A 15,474-nucleotide genomic window follows, 5' to 3' on the forward strand; every position below is an offset into this window, starting at 1 on the left:
CACTCGTCTGGGTGGAATAATCTAGTCTTGCCTCTAATGCGATGGATAGGGATCATTTAGCATGACAGATACAGCCACCTCCAAGGGTGAAACCCACGTTGAAGACTATGACGTGGAAGCGGTTAACCGCGCCGGGCAACGTGCGCCACTTTATGCTGCGCGAAAAAAAATTCACCCCAAACGGGTAAATGGTAATTTCCGTCGGTTGAAATGGATCATCATGATCGTGACCTTGGGCATTTACTATATCACGCCATGGCTGCGATTTGACCGCGGCGAATATGCCCCGGATCAGGCCGTGCTGGTGGATTTGGCCAATCGCCGTTTCTACTTCTTTTTCATCGAGATTTGGCCGCAAGAATTTTATTATGTTGCCGGCCTTTTGGTGATGGCCGGGGTGGGGTTGTTTTTGATCACCTCCACCGTTGGCCGGGCCTGGTGTGGCTATACCTGCCCGCAAACCGTGTGGGTTGATCTGTTTTTGGTGGTTGAGCGCTTTTTTGAAGGCGACCGCAATCAGCGGATGAAGCTCGACGACGCACCTTGGTCCCTAAACAAGATTTGGCGGCGGGTGGCCAAACACAGCACCTGGCTTCTGATTGGCGTGGCCACGGGCGGCGCGTGGATTTTCTATTTCGCCGATGCGCCGACGCTGTTTATGGACGTGATCCGATTCGAAGCGCCGATGGTGGCCTATTTCACCATTTTGATCTTGACGGCGACGACCTACACTTTTGGTGGGCTGATGCGCGAGCAAGTGTGTACCTATATGTGCCCTTGGCCGCGCATTCAGGGCGCGATGCTCGATGAGCACTCGCTGACGGTGACCTATAATGATTGGCGGGGTGAGCCGCGCACTAAACATTCCAAAAAGGCGTTGAAGGAAGGCAAGACCGTTGGTGATTGCGTCGATTGCAACGCTTGCGTTGCGGTGTGTCCAATGGGCATTGATATTCGCGATGGGCAGCAGCTTGAATGCATCACCTGTGCGCTTTGTATTGATGCGTGTGACAATGTGATGGACAAGTTGGACCGCGAACGTGGCCTGATCTCCTACACAACGCTGAATGACTATAACGAAAACATGCAGTTGGCGACGACAGGTTCTGCCACGATTGATCCCACCAAAGTGCGGGATGACAAGGGCAAGTTGCTTGATCGGGTGAAACGCACCAATTGGCGTTCGATCATTCGGTGGCGCACGCTGGTCTATTTCTGCTTCTGGGCCGCGATTGGTTTGGGCATGTTGATTGCATTGTCCTTGCGCGATCGGTTGGATGTGAATGTGCAGCATGACCGGAATCCGCTCTATGTGCAGCTTTCAGATGGTGCGGTGCGCAATGGTTATGACGTCAAGATTTTGAATATGACGCCCGAACCCCGGACGATTCGCTTGTCGATTGAAGGCTTGCCGAGTGGCGAAATGACCTTGGCGAGCTCTGTTGACGAGCCGCAGACCGATATTGTGTTGGATGTTGAGCCAGACCGGGTTTTGCCGCTGCGTGTTTATGTGCGGGCAATGCCTCAACAATTGAATGAAAATCCTGTACGGTTTGACTTTGTCGTCGTTGATGTGTTCGGCGAAGAAAGCTCACGAGAAACCGTGAAATTTGAAATGCCACGGGAGTGAAGATGATGGAGCAAACAATGGCGCAGACGAAAAAGCCAAAAGAGTTTACAGGCAAGCATATGTTGATGGTGATCGGCCTGTTCTTCGGCACCATTATCACCGTTAATCTGATCATGGCCTATTTCGCCACGACCAGTTGGACGGGGCTCGTGGTGAAAAACTCATATGTGGCCAGCCAGCATTTCAATGAGAAGCTGGAAGCCAATCGGGTGCAGGATGCACTGGGCTGGACACCAAGCTTTGCGATTGAAGGTGGTGTTTTGCGGTATCGCCTGTTGGACGCAAAAGGGGCGCCGGTTTCTGCGTCGGAAGCTGAAGTGAAATTGATGCGCCCAAGCCATGAGCGTGAGGACCATATGGTCACCATGTTGCCCGCTGCCAATGGCGATTTCACAGCTGAGCATGAGCTTGCCAAAGGCGCATGGGATGTGGAAGTGCAATTGATCAGTGCCAACGATATTCCGTTCACTTATCGTGAGCGGCTAATAGTGGACTAAGCAAATGAGCTGCTGTGCACCTGGGGTGGAAGCGGGTTCGCAAATTGTTGCGGATGCTGACCACCAGATAAGCAATGAAGCGATCATCGCCGCCGCCGCTGACCTTGGTGAGGGACAGCGGCAGGTCGAATTTGGCGTGCCGGATATGCATTGCGCCGCCTGTATCAAATCCATTGAAACGGAATTGAATGGGTTGGACATGGTGCAATCAGCGCGGGTGAATATGTCCACCAAGCGGGTGAAGGTGGTGTTTACCGCTAAAAACGGTGCGGCCCCGATGGATTTGGTAGCTGCCATTGGCCGCGCTGGCTATCGCTGCTTTTTGCTTGATGCAGAGGAGCCGGGCAAGGACAAGAGCCTTTCTAAGCTGATTTTGGCGCTTGCGGTGGCGGGCTTTGCCGCCATGAACATCATGCTGTTTTCCGTGTCCATCTGGTCGGGTGCCAACGAAAGCACCCGCGATTTGTTTCACTGGATTTCGGCGTTGATTGCTGTACCCACTGTGTTTTTCTCAGGTCAGGTCTTTTTCAAATCTGCGTGGGGCGCTTTGCGCCATGGGCGGTTGAACATGGACGTGCCGATTTCATTGGCGGTGTTGCTGGCGCTGGGTTTGAGCCTTTATGAAACGATCAATTCCGGCGAACATGCCTATTTTGACGCTTCAGTGAGCCTTTTGTTCTTTTTGCTGATTGGGCGCACATTGGACCATGTGATGCGTGAACGGGCACGCTCTGCGGTGCGCAGCCTGGCTTCATTGGCACCGAAGGGGGCCGTGCAGATTCTGGCCGATGGCCGCCGCGATTTCATCAAACTGAACGACGTACAAGTTGGCATGATTTTGGAAGTTGCCGCCGGGGAGCGCATTCCAGTTGATGGCCGTGTCATTGAAGGCAAAAGCGATTTGGATATGTCGTTGGTGACCGGAGAGACGGTGCCAGAGCGGTGTGTGCAGGGCGCGTCGGTTTTAGGCGGCGCGACAAACCTGTCGGGTGCACTGAAGATCGAAGTGGAAAAGGCGGCACACCAGAGTTTCTTGGCGCGGATGATCGAACTGATGGACGCCGCTGAGGGCAGTCGTGCGGGCTACAAACGTATTGCGGATCGGGCGTCTGAAATTTACGCGCCTTTTGTGCATTTGCTGGCGCTGTTCACATTTCTGGGCTGGGGCCTTTACAATGGCGATTGGTATCATGCCACCGTCACCGCCATCGCTGTTCTCATCATCACGTGCCCCTGTGCCCTGGCCTTGGCTGTACCTATCGTGCATGTTGTTGCCGCGGGCCGTTTGTTTGAACGTGGTGTGATGATGAAGGATGGTGCGGCGCTTGAACGCCTGGCACAGATCACAAGTGTCGCTTTTGACAAAACTGGCACGCTTACCTTGGGATCGCCGATATTGAAAGGTCAGATTTTTGGTGAGCCGAAGCATGTCGAGCGGGCGCTACAATTGGCACAATTATCGCGGCATCCATTTTCAAAAGCCTTCGCCCGCGCCTATTCGGATCAACATGTGACGTCTCTGACAGATGCGGAAGAAGTGCCCGGAGCTGGCGTATTGGCGCAAATCGACGGGCATGAGTGGCGCTGGGGCCGGGCGGATTTCTGCGACCCGGACTATAAAGGCTCTGATGCAGCGCAAAGCGAGGTTTACCTTTCCTGCGATGGTAAAATGGTTGCCGGTTTCGGTTTTGAAGATGTGTTGCGGCCAGATGCACAAGCGGCCTTGGCGCAGCTAAAGGCCAACGGGTATGATTTGGCGATCTATTCGGGGGACCGCCAACAAGTTGTGGCCAGCATTGCGCAGGCTTTGCAGGTGGAAAACGCCCATGGCGCGCTAACCCCAGATCAAAAAGTTGAAGCGATTGCTGCGGCCGGTGATCGGGGCGAAAAAGTGCTGATGGTTGGCGATGGCATTAATGATGCGCCGGCATTGCGGGCGGCACATGTGTCCATGGCGCCATCAAGCGCCGCCGACGTCGGGCGAAACGCGGCAGACTTCATTTTTACCCATAACCGTTTGGCCGATGTTAATTTTGCGGTTGAGATCTCAAAGCGGGCATCGCGTGCGGTGAAACAGAACTTCGGCTTGGCACTGTGTTATAATGCGGTTGCCATTCCCTTGGCGGTGATGGGGTTTGCAACGCCATTGTTGGCAGCAATCGCCATGTCTTCCTCCTCTTTGGTGGTCACCTTAAATGCATTGCGCTTGCGTTTGGGCCAACAAAATGGAACCAAAGAACTCCCGACGCATTCTACAAATGCGTCCAAATTGAAAGCGGTGGCTGCTGAATGACCCCTCTACTGATTCTTATTCCAGTTGTTTTGATTATTGGCGTGCTGGCTTTAGGCGCGTTTTTGTGGTCTTTAAAAAGCGGCCAATATGAAGATCTGGACGGTGCGGCGATGCGTATATTGGAAGACGATCAAGATGATCGGCCACGCCGCGCGGAGAAGAATGAATAGGGAGTTTTATGGTAGAGCCATTAGATATTGAAGGCCGCGAACATGCCTTGGGCCAGTTGCCGGATTGGGTATTTAACCCTGTGAAGAACGGCATTGAACGCGATTTTAAGTTTGACGATTTTGTGCAAGCATTTGGGTTTATGAGTTCCGTTGCGATTTTGGCGGAAAAGCAAGGCCACCATCCTGAGTGGTTTAATGTTTACAACAAGGTGTCTATCTTGTTGACCACGCACGACGCCAATGGCTTGTCCGAGAAGGATATTGAGTTGGCGCACGCAATCGAGAAATTGGTTTAGGCGTCAGCGAACGCGATCATTCAAACGATTTGCAGCGACAAATAAAAGGCTGAAGCTCCACAAGAGGCTGGTGACAAACTGCCAGTTGAGGGGCAAAGCTTGCAAGCGTGCACCCACAAAAAGCAGTGTTGTGAGCGCCAGCAACAATGGGGCAGGGTGCCAATCCTGCATATCCCGCGTTTGCCAATGAGCAAATGCCAGCACCAGGGCGCTGACAGCCAGACCAAGATGTGTGGCCCAAAACAGATAATTGTCATGGTGCAAAAACAAGCTGGTGCGCCCGTAGCCCAACAGATCAAAAGCAAGAAATGCCAACAAAAAGCAACTGCCGACCCACATCAACCCGGCATTGCGCTTGATTTTGGTGTTTTCCGGCCCGAATGCGACTGCCAAAAATCCAATTGAAAGCAGCAGGGCGGCGAGGAGTTGCACCCCGGCATTTGCGGCATCGATTTCATGCGCCAGAACACGCATCAGCTCAGACATTAAAAAAAGAAATGCACCGATGGCCATGGTGATGCGTAACATAGAAATCGCTTTGACGTTTGAGGTTAGGGATTGAGGTTAAAGGACAATTCCCTTTTTATTGGAATTATTCTACCCTTAATCTGAGTCGCTTGGAAGGAAGATGCACAGATATGTTTGACGCCATTACGAAATTGTTTTCGGCTAAGAAGAAGGCCGATATGCCCAATTTGGAGCCAAAATTGTGTGTGGCCGCATTGCTGGTTCACCTTTCCGCTGTGGACGGGGAAAGCAGCGACGAGGAAAAAGAAGTAATCAAAAAGACTTTGCAATCCTACTACGGCCTCGACCCGCATGAGGTGAAAGATTTGTTTAAGTTGGCGACTGAGCAAAACAGCGAAGCGGTTGATTTATATGCGTTCACCTCAGTGCTGAACCAGCTTGAAGTGGAAGAAAAGCACGCCATTATCAATATGATGTGGCAGGTGGTGTTTGTGGACCAGCACAATCATGAGTTGGAAGACAATATGGTTTGGCGGGTTGCTGAACTCATCGGGGTTTCGGCACGAGAACGCACAATGTTGCGCGCGGAAGTGCGTCATGCAGCGAAAATCAGATAGTGCAATCTGCAAGTGGAGGTTTGCAAATTGCAACTTCACTCGCAAAATGCGGGCTGAAAAGTCTTAAGATCTCTTCATAAACAGGTGGTCTAGTAGGTGTGGCCGGTAAACGGCCCCTACATATGGACATTTACTTGCATTCCCCGGGTTGGCACAGTTTGTGCACTTTAATTGACGTGATGGGAATTTAGTTTTGCGTATCCTATCTAGGTATTTAGTATTTGAACCCGCGTGGCCCTGTTTGGGGTGCGCGGGTTTAATTTTGTTGAGCTTGTTTACTTTGATTGCTGCCAAGCTGTTCGGACCCTTGTGATGTGCGGTGCAAATGGCTACATAGGAAGAGAAAAAGCGCAAAGCGGAGACATCTATGCGGGTTTTGTTGGAAATTATTATGCTGGTGCTCAACCTTTATTGGTGGGTCGCGATCATTATGATTGTGATGAGCTGGTTGTTGCAGTTTAACGTCATCAACTACTCTAACCAGTTCGTGGCGACCGTTTGGCGGATTGTGAACGGGTTGACAGAGCCTGTGCTCAACCCAATTCGTCGTGTTGTACCAAGTATCGGCGGGTTGGATATTTCGCCCATCGTGCTGTTTATCGGCATTTTTGCGCTGCAACGAATTATCGTGCTTTATTTATATCCGTACGCGTTCTAGTCGAGAACAATGACGGAACCGGATTTGAAAGCCTGGCGCGAAACAAGCGCTGGGCTTTTATTGTTTTTGAAGGTGACACCCAATGCCGCCAAGGATGAAATTGGTCCTGTGGTTGCTGACGTGGACGGGCAGGGGCAATTGGTGGTGCGGGTGCAGGCCGTGCCTGAAAAAGGCAAAGCCAACAAGGCTGTCACCAAGCTAATTGCAAAAACTGTTGGGTGTCGCCCCAGTGCTGTCGACGTGGTGCGCGGTGAAACCAGCCGTCATAAACAGCTGGTGATCGCAGGGATGACTTGCGTTGAGTTTGAAAACGTCTATTTGGCGGCTGGACGCAAGGATTGATAGCGAATTGGTCAGCCTAGCCGCAGCGATCTTCAAGCCGCTCTAAACTTGGCACGAAAAAGGTGCGGTTATTCTCGATCTCAATGACCCCGTCCTTACGCATTTTTGTGAGCTGCCGGGAAATTGTTTCCACGGTCAGACCCAAAAAGTCAGCAATATCGACACGCGTGAGGGGCAGGTCAAATTTGATGCTGTCCATTTCCTCAATATCTTTGGTGGGGTCGATATGGGTGGCAATCAAATAAAGGAAGCTGGCCACTTTTTCTGAAGCGGTTTTGCGCCCCAAAGTCACCATCCAATCACGAGCCAAATCAAGTTCTTTGAGCGTTTGCATCAGCAAGCGATGCTCAAGCTCTGGCGACGTTTTGATCATCGATTCGAGCGCGGAGCGCGGGATTTTGCATAAATTGACGCCCGAGGCGGCTTCGGCACTGAGGCGGCTTTCCTCGGCGAAGGGGCGGCCCAAAAAATCAGGCGCAAATTGCAGGCCGATTACTTGCTGGCGACCATCAGCGAGCATTTTTGTCAGTTTCACAACGCCCGAAATTACGTTCGCGTAGGATTTGACCTCTTCGGTGTCGCCAATCAGCTCTTCGCCTGGTTTATGACGCACCTGTCTTGTGTGTCGCGCCAGCTCGACCAATTGTTGCGGCTCTAATGCACCGCAGATGCCTTTATGTCGTGCCTCGCAAGATTGGCACAGTATCGGAATATCCGAATTATGAATGTCTTTACGCGAACTCATTTTCATCCCCAGAGGTTATCCTCCAATCAGAATCATAACATAAATTTTTTGATTTTCGACCCATTTGACGATTCGTCGCAGCGCAAATGGTCGCGATAGGCGTAAATCCGTCGGAATTGTGGAGTTTTTCACGCCTGATTCATTGCGGCGTAGTGAAAAAAACGTGACTTTTAAACCGTAGATGCTGCATGTGCACTTTTTCGAGGTGTTCCACAGCCGGAATAGAATCACTTGTAACCATTGTTTGCGGCAGAATTCCGCTATATTGTATTTTTGTTTCAAACGGTAAAAGGCGTGTCTATGTCCCGATCACTGATGCCACCCCCACATTTGGGCGAGATGGTGCGCAAGGCGCGCAAAGAACAGGGACTAACGTTGGAAATGCTGGCTGAGCGGTGCGGCGTATCCAAGTCAATGTTGAGCCAGATTGAGCGGGGGGCCGTGAACCCGACCTTCACTTTGGTCTGGAATTTGGCGCAGTCGCTTGGTTTGGATTTGTCCACTTTGGGTGAGCAAGCCGCAAGTGATCACATGATTACGCATATTCCGGCCTATTCAACCCCGTCAAAGGGAAGTGAAGATGGCAAATGCATTGTGAAGCTGCTGAACCCGCCGCGCACGCCCATGCCCATCGAGTGGTATGATTTTAGCGCGGCGCCTGGCGGCGCGTTGCACTCGCAGCCCCATGCGGCGGGCACATTTGAGCATTTGACCTGTTTGGTGGGCACATTGGAAGTTAAAGCGGGTGACAAGCGCGCCAAAGCGGAAGAAGGGGATACGTTGCGCTATCGTGCTGATCAGCCCCACACAATCCGTAATATTGGCAATGTGGACGCAAAGGCGATTTTGGTGGTGGCGCAACCGCAGCATTGAGTCATATTTCTTGCCCACACGATGTTGGCAACTAGATAAATTTCCACTATATTGGATTTAGTCCAATATATAGAGATTTATCTGTTATGTCGAAAAAGCTGATCGAAGATACCGAACAGGCGCTAAACCAATTGCGCGAAGAAGGCTTGTTCAAATCCGAATATGGAATCACCAGCCCCCAATCGGCCAACATCACCGTGCGCGGTGAAAATGGCGAAGATGTGCCGCTGCTCAATATGTGCGCCAACAATTACCTTGGCCTAGCAGACGATAAGCGGTTGGAAAAACGGGCGATTGAAACCATTGAAAGCGAAGGCTTTGGCATGGCGTCGGTGCGCTTTATCTGCGGCACCCAGGCGATCCACCAGCAGCTCGAAGCGCGGCTCTCAGAGTTTTTGGGCACTGAAGATGCCATTCTGTTTATCGCGTGCTTTGATGCCAATGCGGGTGTTTTTGAAGCGTTGCTGGGGCCGGAAGATGCGATTATTTCTGATGCGCTGAACCACGCTTCGATCATTGACGGGGTGCGTCTGTGTAAGGCCCAGCGTTTCCGCTATGCCAATAATGATATGGATGCGCTGGAAGAACAGCTTAAGGCGGCGCAGGATGCGCGACATCGCTTGATCGTCACGGATGGCGTGTTCTCTATGGACGGGATCATGGCCAACTTGCCGGGCATTTGTGATCTGGCCGAAAAATATGATGCGCTGGTGATGGTAGATGACAGCCACGCGGTGGGCTTTATGGGCCCGAACGGCCAAGGCACACCACATCATTTTGGCGTTGAAGATCGCGTGCATCTTTATTCGGGCACTTTTGGCAAGGCCCTTGGTGGCGCAGCGGGCGGCTATATCGCTGGGGCGAAACCACTGGTGACCATGTTGCGGCAAAAGGCGCGGCCTTATTTGTTCTCCAATGCCTTGCCGCCTATGATCGCGGCAGCCACTTTGGAAGCGCTGGATATTGTGGAGCAGTCGCCCGATCTGCGGGAAAAGCTGTTTGATAATGCGAAATATTTCCGCGCAAAAATGGCGGCATTGGGCTTTGAACTGGTGCCTGGCGAACATGCGATTATCCCGGTGATGCTGAATGATGCGGTGCTGGCGCAAAAATTTGCCAAGCGCATGCTCGAGCTGGGGGTTTATGTCACCGCGTTTGCGTTCCCCGTGGTGCCGAAAGGATTGGCACGGATCCGCACGCAAATGTCGGCGGCACACACGACCGAAGATTTGGATAGAGCTATTGCGGCCTTTGAACAGGTTGGCAAAGAATTGGGAGTGATCTGATGCGCGCATTGGTGAAGGCAAAGGATGAACCGGGCCTCGAACTGCATGAGGTGGAAAAGCCTGATGTGGGGCCGCATGATGTGTTGATCAAGGTGAAGAAAGCCTCGATCTGCGGCACGGACATGCACATTTGGAAATGGGACCAGTGGGCGCAAAATACCGTGCCTGTGCCCATGGTGGTTGGCCATGAATATATGGGCCTTATCGAGGAGATCGGCGACGAGGTGAAAGACCTAAAGGTCGGCCAGCGTGTGTCTGGTGAAGGGCATATTCCGTGCGGCAAATGCCGGAACTGCCAGTCCGGTCGGGCGCATATTTGTGCAGAGACCAAAGGGATCGGGGTCAACCGTCCCGGTGCATTTGCCGATTATGTGGCGATCCCGGAAGCCAATGTTCGGCCTTTGCCAGACAGTGTGAGCGATGAAGTGGCCTCGATCCTTGACCCGTTGGGCAATGCGGTGAACACCGCGCTGACCTTTGATGTGTCGGGCGAGGATGTGTTGATCACCGGGGCGGGGCCAATTGGCTGCATGGCTGCGGCGGTGTGCCGCCATGTGGGCGCGCGGCATATTATTGTGACCGATCTGAATGACGAACGATTGGCATTGGCTGAAAAGATGGGTGCCACCCGTGGCGTGCGGGCTGACAAGGAAAATTTGCGCGATGTAATGGGCGAACTGGGCATGCGTGAAGGCTTTGATATTGGCCTTGAGATGTCCGGTGCGGCACCAGCTATGGATTCGATGATTGAGCATATGATCACCGGCGGTCGCGTGGCACTTTTGGGCCTTTTCCCCGGCAAGGTGGAAATGGATTTGAATAAGGCGATTTTTAAAGGCCTCACTCTTGAAGGCATTTATGGGCGTAAAATGTTTGAAACCTGGCATAAAATGCTGGCCATGCTGGAATCGGGCTTGGATGTGACCCCGGTCATTTCGCATCATTTGCCGTTCGAAGATTTTGCCAAAGGCTTTGAAGCCGTTGGTAAAGGCGAGGCCAACAAGGTGATTTTGGACCTAGACAAATAGGCCCAGCCATCACACAAATGGTGGATGGACAAAACAGTTTTGATCACGGGCGGCACCGGGGGAATCGGTGCCGCGCTTTGCACCCTTTTTTCGTCACGCGGCTATGATGTTGATTTTTGTTTTCAGCGCGATAGGGCACGCGCTGATGAATTGGAGCAGGCATGTGTGGCCCACGGCGTGAAATGCTTGGCGCATCGGTGTGACATCGCCGATCCAATGCAGGTGGCTGGGTTGTTTGATGGTGTGCAGGCGCAGCTGGGGGAAATCCGCGTGCTGGTCAATAATGCAGGCATTATTGGCGGGGCCAGCAAATTAGTGGATCTTGATCCGCAGCAATTGTCCAACGTGTTTGATATTAATCTGTTTGGTGCGGTTTATTGTTCGCAGCAGGCCGCGCGGCGTATGGGGCATTCTTTTGGCGGCAGCGGCGGCACCATCATCAATATCAGTTCGATCGCGGCCCTGTTGGGCAGCCCGAATGAATATGTGCATTATGCCGGGTCCAAGGGCGCGTTGGATAGCTTGACGGTGGGTCTTGCGAAAGAATTGGGGCCTGATGGTGTCCGGGTCAATGCGGTGCGCGCGGGTACCGTGGATACGCCGATCCACCAAACGCAGGGCAACCCCAACCGTCCGGCAATGGTGGCGCAGAATAGCCCGCTTGGGCGCGTGGCCACACCTGACGATATTGCCGAGGCCGTTTGGTGGTTGGCGCAGCCAGAAGCGTCCTATGTGAACGGCGCGATTTTGCCCGTTCATGGGGGCGGCTAGAGTTTTTTTCTTTGCGCTGGCGCAAAGTTGTTTCCGCAACGATTGTTTAATGTGATGAGATGAAGGGATTTGTCTTATGATGTTTGCATCGTCAAAGCCAAGCGCTATCGATCCAGATATGAGCCTGGACGAAATTATGCGTCGATGGCCGGTAACTGTGTCTGTGTTTATGAAACGACGCATGTCTTGCGTTGGGTGTCCCATTGCGAGCTTTCACACCATTGTGGACGCCGCGGAGGAATATCACCTCGACGAAGATCAGTTTGCCGAAGAACTGGCCCTGGCCATTGCTGGTTCCGCCAAGCGCTTCTAGGCCGAAATACTTAGTGGCCTTGTGCCAATAGCGCCAGTTTGTGCGCTTCCAGCACTTCAATCTTTTGCCGACCCACTTGCATCAAGCCCTTGGTGCTCCACGCGCTAAACAAGCGCGATACAGTGTGCAAAGTGGTGCCTGTCATCTCCGCGATATCCTGCCGGGACACCGGAAAATCAATCAAAATGCCAGATTCTGTTTTTACACCACATTGGTGGGTGAGGCGCATGACCGCGTGTGCGACACGACGTTCTACTTGCTCGGTAGACATTTCTACGATGCGCTCTTGCGATTGGGCCAGCCTTTGGCCAATGGCGCTGTAGGCATTTTTGATAAATTGTGGATGCTCTACCAAAAACAGATCCCAAAATTTGTTTTCCCAAAGGATGGCAACGCAATCGACCAAGGCGCGCGAGGTGGCGGGATAGTTTTTCTGGGCGATGGCGGGCGCCACGCCAAACAATTCGCCCACGCCAAAATGCCGCATGATGACTTGTGAGCCTTCCTCGGTGGTCTTGCTCACCTCCAAATAGCCATCCAACATCAAAAAGAAGTGGGTGGCTTCATCGAACTGGTCAAAGAAGCGGTCGCCCTTCTTATAGTGCTTGGCGACGCCTTTTTCCAAGATGTCGCCGATGTCTTCTTTCTTCATGTCGTTGAAGAGCGGGAAGTCTGCCACAAGGCTTGGATCTATCTTTGGTGCTTTTTTTTGCATGGCCGTCCATTTGTTTGATCTAACGCAAATAATCAGTTTTCCAGATCAGTTACAAGATTGGTCAACGCACAAAGATTTCTTGAAAGGATATCAAAATGAAAAACGGGTTCAAAAAAGTAATCGCTGTTTTCGGTCTTGTCGCTGCAACTGGCATGGTATTGAGCCCAGCCTTGGCTGAAGAGTTCGAAGTTCAAATGCTCAACAAAGGCGAAAAAGGCACAATGGTTTTCGAACCTGATTTTGTGGCCGCTCAGCCTGGTGATACCATCAAGTTTGTACCCACAGATAAGGGCCACAATGTTGAAAGCATCAAAGGCATGCTGCCCGCAGGTGTCGAAGAGTTCAAAAGCAAGTTTAACAAAGAATACGTGCTTACAGTGGATAAAGAAGGCGTCTATGGTGTGAAATGCACACCTCACTATGCCATGGGCATGGTTGCGCTGATCACAGTTGGTGAAACCAGCAATCTGGAAGAAGCCAAAGAAGTGAAGCAAAAAGGCAAAGCCAAGAAAGTGTTCGCAGAATTGTTCGAACAAGTTCAGTAAGCAGCAGCTTTTTGGGGCAGGCAGAAATAATGCCTGCCCTTTTTGTATCTACTTGAAGGAATTTCGAAATGGCAATCCCCCGCACCAATGCCTATTCGGGTCCAACCCTTTTTAGCTATGGGTTCCGCCCGTTCTTTTTGTTTGGCGCCTTTTATGCTGGCCTCACAATCTTGTTGTGGGTGCCATTTTATTTTGGCGAGATCGAGTTGCCCATTTCGATGGGCATTGCTGACTGGCACATGCATGAAACATTGTTTGGTTTCGTGCCGGCTGTGATTGCGGGCTTTTTATTGACGGCGGTGCCCAACTGGACTGGGCGATTGCCGGTGAATGGGACCGCATTGATCGCGTTGGTTTTGGCCTGGGCATTGGGACGCGTGGTCACCAATATTTCGGCGCTGATGCCCTTGTGGAGCGTGGTGGCGTTAAATCTATTGTTCCCCACGCTATTTGCAGCAGCTGTGTGCCGAGAGATTTTGGCAGGGAAAAACTGGCGTAACCTGAAAGTGCTCGTCATGTTTGGCCTGTTGGTGATGGCGCAAATCTGGTTCTACGTTGCCTGGGCAAACGGGTTCAGCACGCGTCCTGCTGCCTATTTGGCGCTAAGTGTGGTGCTGATGCTGATTATGCTTATTGGCGGGCGGATTGTGCCCAGCTTTACGCGCAATTACTTGGTGAAACGCCAAAGCGAGACGCTGCCCCATCCCTTTGGTGGTTTCGATAAAATCACTGTCTTATCCAGTGCGGTGATCCTTTTGGGTTTTGTGCTGCAAAGCACGGGGCTATTTAATTGGCCAATATTCTTTGCTTTCGGTTTTATGTTGTTGGCTGGCCTGCATCTCGTGCGCCTGATGCGGTGGCACCCAGAGTTGATCTGGCGTGACGGGCTATTGCTGGTGTTGCACACTGGGTATGCGTTTGTGCCAATTGGCTTTTCCTTGATGGCGCTGAGTTTTCTGGATGATGGATTGGTGCCTATTGTTGCCGCGATTCACGCGTTGAGCACGGGCGCTGTTGGCTTGATGGTGATTGGCGTGATGTCGCGGGCTACCTTGGGGCATACCGGGCATCCATTGGTGGCGACGCGCGGCACGCTCATTTTATTTGCGGCGATTCTTTTGGCATCCATTTTGCGGATTTTGGCGGCGTTTGATTCAGACGCCAGCGTCATGCTGATGCGTGGCTCGCACCTATTCTGGGTCATCGGGTTTTGGGGATTTGTAGCTCTTTATGGTGGCAAACTGATGCGCCCCAGGGCACAGCCGAAGCGCTGACCGCATTAAAGCGGTTACCCGAAGGGGGACAGGTTGCGCAAAAGGCTCCAGAAGCTGGGCTGCTCGGCCCCCTTCACAAGACGAATGCCTAAGTGACTTGGTGGATCACCCACAGTGCATCCACCACCTTGTGGGTTGGAAATAAACACGGACAGATAGGTCCGGTGGGCACCTTCCACCACCCTTGCGCCGCAGCTGGTGGCGCTAGATTTGGTGCCGCCCGCGTCCACATTGATGCGTTCATAGCAGGTAGAGGTCCATACCCACACATTTTCCGCCACATCGTTGACGCCCAGGCTGTTGGCGCCAAAAAGGCCAACAGGCCTCAGGCTTTGACGGGGTGCTTCGCCTTTGCTTTTGGATTTGGCGCGGTAGTCTGACAGCCAAGCCACAGCAGGGTTGTTGGGGTCGGATTGAATATCTTTTTCGGGGTCATCATATTTTTCAGCCGCAAATTGTGCCCATTCCAAAGCGGTGGGCAATCGCCAATTGTCGCCGGTTTTAATGCTGAGCCATTCGGCGTATTTCGCGGCCATTTCATAATTGATGCCCACCACGGGATGATCATCAATGGGCGTTTTAACGGTGATGGCAGGCGCGCAATATCCTTCCACCACACACGCACGATATTGCTTATTGGTTACAAGGTCTTGAGTGACTTCAAGCTGTGTTTGCACCTTTGCGTGCACCAATGGAGAGATCTGCGGCAATTCATTTTCGATATAGCGAGTGGGGTCGCGATATTCGAAGTTGCGCGGGGGAATGGTCACCAGCGCTGGCGTATCGATCGTGGTATCTGTGGCAATGGTTGGATGTGGCAAGGTGGATTGTTGTGGCGTTGTCAGGCTTTGGATCAGCCAAAAACTTGCCCCGGCCAACAAAGCCATGGGCAGGAAAATGGAACTTGCAGTTTTCAAACGATCAGCGGTCATCTCACCACTCCTTGAATAAAA

General features: G+C 52.2%; 19 protein-coding genes. 15 read left to right on the forward strand and 4 right to left on the reverse strand.

What is annotated here, in order from left to right; genetic code table 11:
- Positions 1–61 precede the first annotated feature (61 nt).
- Genes ccoG through G549_RS0116135 form a run of 5 tightly spaced genes read left to right on the forward strand, consistent with a single transcriptional unit; the run spans position 62 to position 4,886 of the window.
- Positions 62–1,630 (forward strand): cytochrome c oxidase accessory protein CcoG, encoded by a 1,569-nt coding sequence (ccoG, locus tag G549_RS20710; RefSeq protein WP_051213986.1) that lies wholly within the window; start codon positions 62–64, stop codon positions 1,628–1,630.
- A gap of 17 nt (positions 1,631–1,647) precedes the next feature.
- Positions 1,648–2,127: a FixH family protein gene (locus G549_RS0116120; RefSeq protein ID WP_036223302.1), complete on the forward strand. Its 480-nt coding sequence runs from the start codon at positions 1,648–1,650 to the stop codon at positions 2,125–2,127.
- A 4-nt stretch (positions 2,128–2,131) separates the two neighbouring features.
- Entirely contained in the window at positions 2,132–4,420 is a 2,289-nt protein-coding gene (locus G549_RS20715) for a heavy metal translocating P-type ATPase (RefSeq protein ID WP_051213987.1), read from the forward strand.
- Positions 4,417–4,590, forward strand: coding sequence for a cbb3-type cytochrome oxidase assembly protein CcoS (gene ccoS / locus G549_RS0116130; RefSeq protein WP_027835889.1), 174 nt, complete (start codon positions 4,417–4,419; stop codon positions 4,588–4,590). Before G549_RS20715 ends, ccoS begins: the two co-directional genes overlap by 4 nt.
- 8 nt (positions 4,591–4,598) lie before the next feature.
- Positions 4,599–4,886 (forward strand): 4a-hydroxytetrahydrobiopterin dehydratase, encoded by a 288-nt coding sequence (locus tag G549_RS0116135; protein ID WP_027835890.1) that lies wholly within the window; start codon positions 4,599–4,601, stop codon positions 4,884–4,886.
- 3 nt (positions 4,887–4,889) lie between these two features.
- On the opposite strand, the gene G549_RS0116140 is transcribed toward G549_RS0116135, so the two are convergent.
- Positions 4,890–5,414 (reverse strand): hypothetical protein, encoded by a 525-nt coding sequence (locus G549_RS0116140; RefSeq protein WP_027835891.1) that lies wholly within the window; start codon positions 5,412–5,414, stop codon positions 4,890–4,892.
- A gap of 110 nt (positions 5,415–5,524) precedes the next feature.
- On the opposite strand from G549_RS0116140, the gene G549_RS0116145 reads away from it, so the two are divergent.
- The 3 genes from G549_RS0116145 (at position 5,525) to G549_RS20720 (ending at position 6,971) form a co-directional block, all read left to right on the forward strand.
- Positions 5,525–5,971: a tellurite resistance TerB family protein gene (locus G549_RS0116145; protein ID WP_027835892.1), complete on the forward strand. Its 447-nt coding sequence runs from the start codon at positions 5,525–5,527 to the stop codon at positions 5,969–5,971.
- Positions 5,972–6,338: 367 nt separating this feature from the next.
- The gene (locus G549_RS0116150) at positions 6,339–6,629 is read left to right on the forward strand and encodes a YggT family protein (RefSeq protein ID WP_027835893.1); all 291 of its coding nucleotides are present in this window, start codon (positions 6,339–6,341) and stop codon (positions 6,627–6,629) included.
- A 9-nt stretch (positions 6,630–6,638) separates the two neighbouring features.
- Entirely contained in the window at positions 6,639–6,971 is a 333-nt protein-coding gene (locus G549_RS20720) for a DUF167 domain-containing protein (protein WP_051213990.1), read from the forward strand.
- A 16-nt stretch (positions 6,972–6,987) separates the two neighbouring features.
- Here the strand turns inward: G549_RS20720 and G549_RS0116160 are convergent, their stop codons facing one another.
- Positions 6,988–7,716 carry a Crp/Fnr family transcriptional regulator gene (locus tag G549_RS0116160; protein WP_027835894.1) on the reverse strand — a complete coding sequence of 243 codons (729 nt, stop codon included), beginning with the start codon at positions 7,714–7,716 and terminating at the stop codon, positions 6,988–6,990.
- A gap of 300 nt (positions 7,717–8,016) precedes the next feature.
- Between G549_RS0116160 and G549_RS0116165 the strand changes: the two genes are divergently transcribed.
- The 5 genes from G549_RS0116165 (at position 8,017) to G549_RS0116185 (ending at position 11,987) form a co-directional block, all read left to right on the forward strand.
- On the forward strand, positions 8,017–8,589 hold the full coding sequence (locus G549_RS0116165) for a helix-turn-helix domain-containing protein (RefSeq protein WP_027835895.1): 573 nt from the start codon (positions 8,017–8,019) through the stop codon (positions 8,587–8,589).
- Between the two features lie 86 nt (positions 8,590–8,675).
- Positions 8,676–9,875, forward strand: a complete 1,200-nt coding sequence (locus G549_RS0116170; RefSeq protein WP_027835896.1) for a glycine C-acetyltransferase — start codon at positions 8,676–8,678, stop codon at positions 9,873–9,875.
- The gene (gene tdh / locus G549_RS0116175; RefSeq protein WP_027835897.1) at positions 9,875–10,903 is read left to right on the forward strand and encodes an L-threonine 3-dehydrogenase; all 1,029 of its coding nucleotides are present in this window, start codon (positions 9,875–9,877) and stop codon (positions 10,901–10,903) included. Before G549_RS0116170 ends, tdh begins: the two co-directional genes overlap by 1 nt.
- Positions 10,904–10,927: 24 nt before the next feature.
- The gene (locus tag G549_RS0116180) at positions 10,928–11,674 is read left to right on the forward strand and encodes an SDR family oxidoreductase (RefSeq protein ID WP_027835898.1); all 747 of its coding nucleotides are present in this window, start codon (positions 10,928–10,930) and stop codon (positions 11,672–11,674) included.
- Between the two features lie 76 nt (positions 11,675–11,750).
- Complete coding sequence (locus G549_RS0116185; RefSeq protein WP_342773369.1) at positions 11,751–11,987, forward strand: DUF1858 domain-containing protein; 237 nt, start codon at positions 11,751–11,753, stop codon at positions 11,985–11,987.
- Between the two features lie 10 nt (positions 11,988–11,997).
- On the opposite strand, the gene G549_RS0116190 is transcribed toward G549_RS0116185, so the two are convergent.
- Positions 11,998–12,702, reverse strand: coding sequence for a Crp/Fnr family transcriptional regulator (locus G549_RS0116190; RefSeq protein WP_027835900.1), 705 nt, complete (start codon positions 12,700–12,702; stop codon positions 11,998–12,000).
- 95 nt (positions 12,703–12,797) lie between these two features.
- On the opposite strand from G549_RS0116190, the gene G549_RS0116195 reads away from it, so the two are divergent.
- Complete coding sequence (locus G549_RS0116195; protein ID WP_156905570.1) at positions 12,798–13,247, forward strand: pseudoazurin; 450 nt, start codon at positions 12,798–12,800, stop codon at positions 13,245–13,247.
- Positions 13,248–13,315: 68 nt separating this feature from the next.
- Positions 13,316–14,521 carry an NnrS family protein gene (locus G549_RS0116200; RefSeq protein ID WP_027835902.1) on the forward strand — a complete coding sequence of 402 codons (1,206 nt, stop codon included), beginning with the start codon at positions 13,316–13,318 and terminating at the stop codon, positions 14,519–14,521.
- A gap of 14 nt (positions 14,522–14,535) precedes the next feature.
- Here the strand turns inward: G549_RS0116200 and G549_RS20725 are convergent, their stop codons facing one another.
- Complete coding sequence (locus tag G549_RS20725; protein WP_051213994.1) at positions 14,536–15,453, reverse strand: formylglycine-generating enzyme family protein; 918 nt, start codon at positions 15,451–15,453, stop codon at positions 14,536–14,538.
- Positions 15,454–15,474: the final 21 nt, after the last annotated feature.

The organism is Maritalea myrionectae DSM 19524 (genome assembly GCF_000423365.1).
GTDB classification, from domain to species: Bacteria; Pseudomonadota; Alphaproteobacteria; order Rhizobiales; family Devosiaceae; genus Maritalea; species Maritalea myrionectae.

Bases quoted from the DNA above. Each gene is read 5' to 3' on its own strand.
- ccoG (WP_051213986.1), top strand. From the start codon at position 62: ATGACAGATACAGCCACCTCCAAGGGTGAAACCCACGTTGAAGACTAT.
- G549_RS0116120 (WP_036223302.1), top strand. From the start codon at position 1,648: ATGGCGCAGACGAAAAAGCCAAAAGAGTTTACAGGCAAGCATATGTTG.
- G549_RS20715 (WP_051213987.1), top strand. From the start codon at position 2,132: ATGAGCTGCTGTGCACCTGGGGTGGAAGCGGGTTCGCAAATTGTTGCG.
- ccoS (WP_027835889.1), top strand. From the start codon at position 4,417: ATGACCCCTCTACTGATTCTTATTCCAGTTGTTTTGATTATTGGCGTG.
- G549_RS0116135 (WP_027835890.1), top strand. From the start codon at position 4,599: ATGGTAGAGCCATTAGATATTGAAGGCCGCGAACATGCCTTGGGCCAG.
- G549_RS0116140 (WP_027835891.1), bottom strand. From the start codon at position 5,414: ATGTTACGCATCACCATGGCCATCGGTGCATTTCTTTTTTTAATGTCT.
- G549_RS0116145 (WP_027835892.1), top strand. From the start codon at position 5,525: ATGTTTGACGCCATTACGAAATTGTTTTCGGCTAAGAAGAAGGCCGAT.
- G549_RS0116150 (WP_027835893.1), top strand. From the start codon at position 6,339: ATGCGGGTTTTGTTGGAAATTATTATGCTGGTGCTCAACCTTTATTGG.
- G549_RS20720 (WP_051213990.1), top strand. From the start codon at position 6,639: ATGACGGAACCGGATTTGAAAGCCTGGCGCGAAACAAGCGCTGGGCTT.
- G549_RS0116160 (WP_027835894.1), bottom strand. From the start codon at position 7,716: ATGAGTTCGCGTAAAGACATTCATAATTCGGATATTCCGATACTGTGC.
- G549_RS0116165 (WP_027835895.1), top strand. From the start codon at position 8,017: ATGTCCCGATCACTGATGCCACCCCCACATTTGGGCGAGATGGTGCGC.
- G549_RS0116170 (WP_027835896.1), top strand. From the start codon at position 8,676: ATGTCGAAAAAGCTGATCGAAGATACCGAACAGGCGCTAAACCAATTG.
- tdh (WP_027835897.1), top strand. From the start codon at position 9,875: ATGCGCGCATTGGTGAAGGCAAAGGATGAACCGGGCCTCGAACTGCAT.
- G549_RS0116180 (WP_027835898.1), top strand. From the start codon at position 10,928: ATGGACAAAACAGTTTTGATCACGGGCGGCACCGGGGGAATCGGTGCC.
- G549_RS0116185 (WP_342773369.1), top strand. From the start codon at position 11,751: ATGATGTTTGCATCGTCAAAGCCAAGCGCTATCGATCCAGATATGAGC.
- G549_RS0116190 (WP_027835900.1), bottom strand. From the start codon at position 12,702: ATGCAAAAAAAAGCACCAAAGATAGATCCAAGCCTTGTGGCAGACTTC.
- G549_RS0116195 (WP_156905570.1), top strand. From the start codon at position 12,798: ATGAAAAACGGGTTCAAAAAAGTAATCGCTGTTTTCGGTCTTGTCGCT.
- G549_RS0116200 (WP_027835902.1), top strand. From the start codon at position 13,316: ATGGCAATCCCCCGCACCAATGCCTATTCGGGTCCAACCCTTTTTAGC.
- G549_RS20725 (WP_051213994.1), bottom strand. From the start codon at position 15,453: ATGACCGCTGATCGTTTGAAAACTGCAAGTTCCATTTTCCTGCCCATG.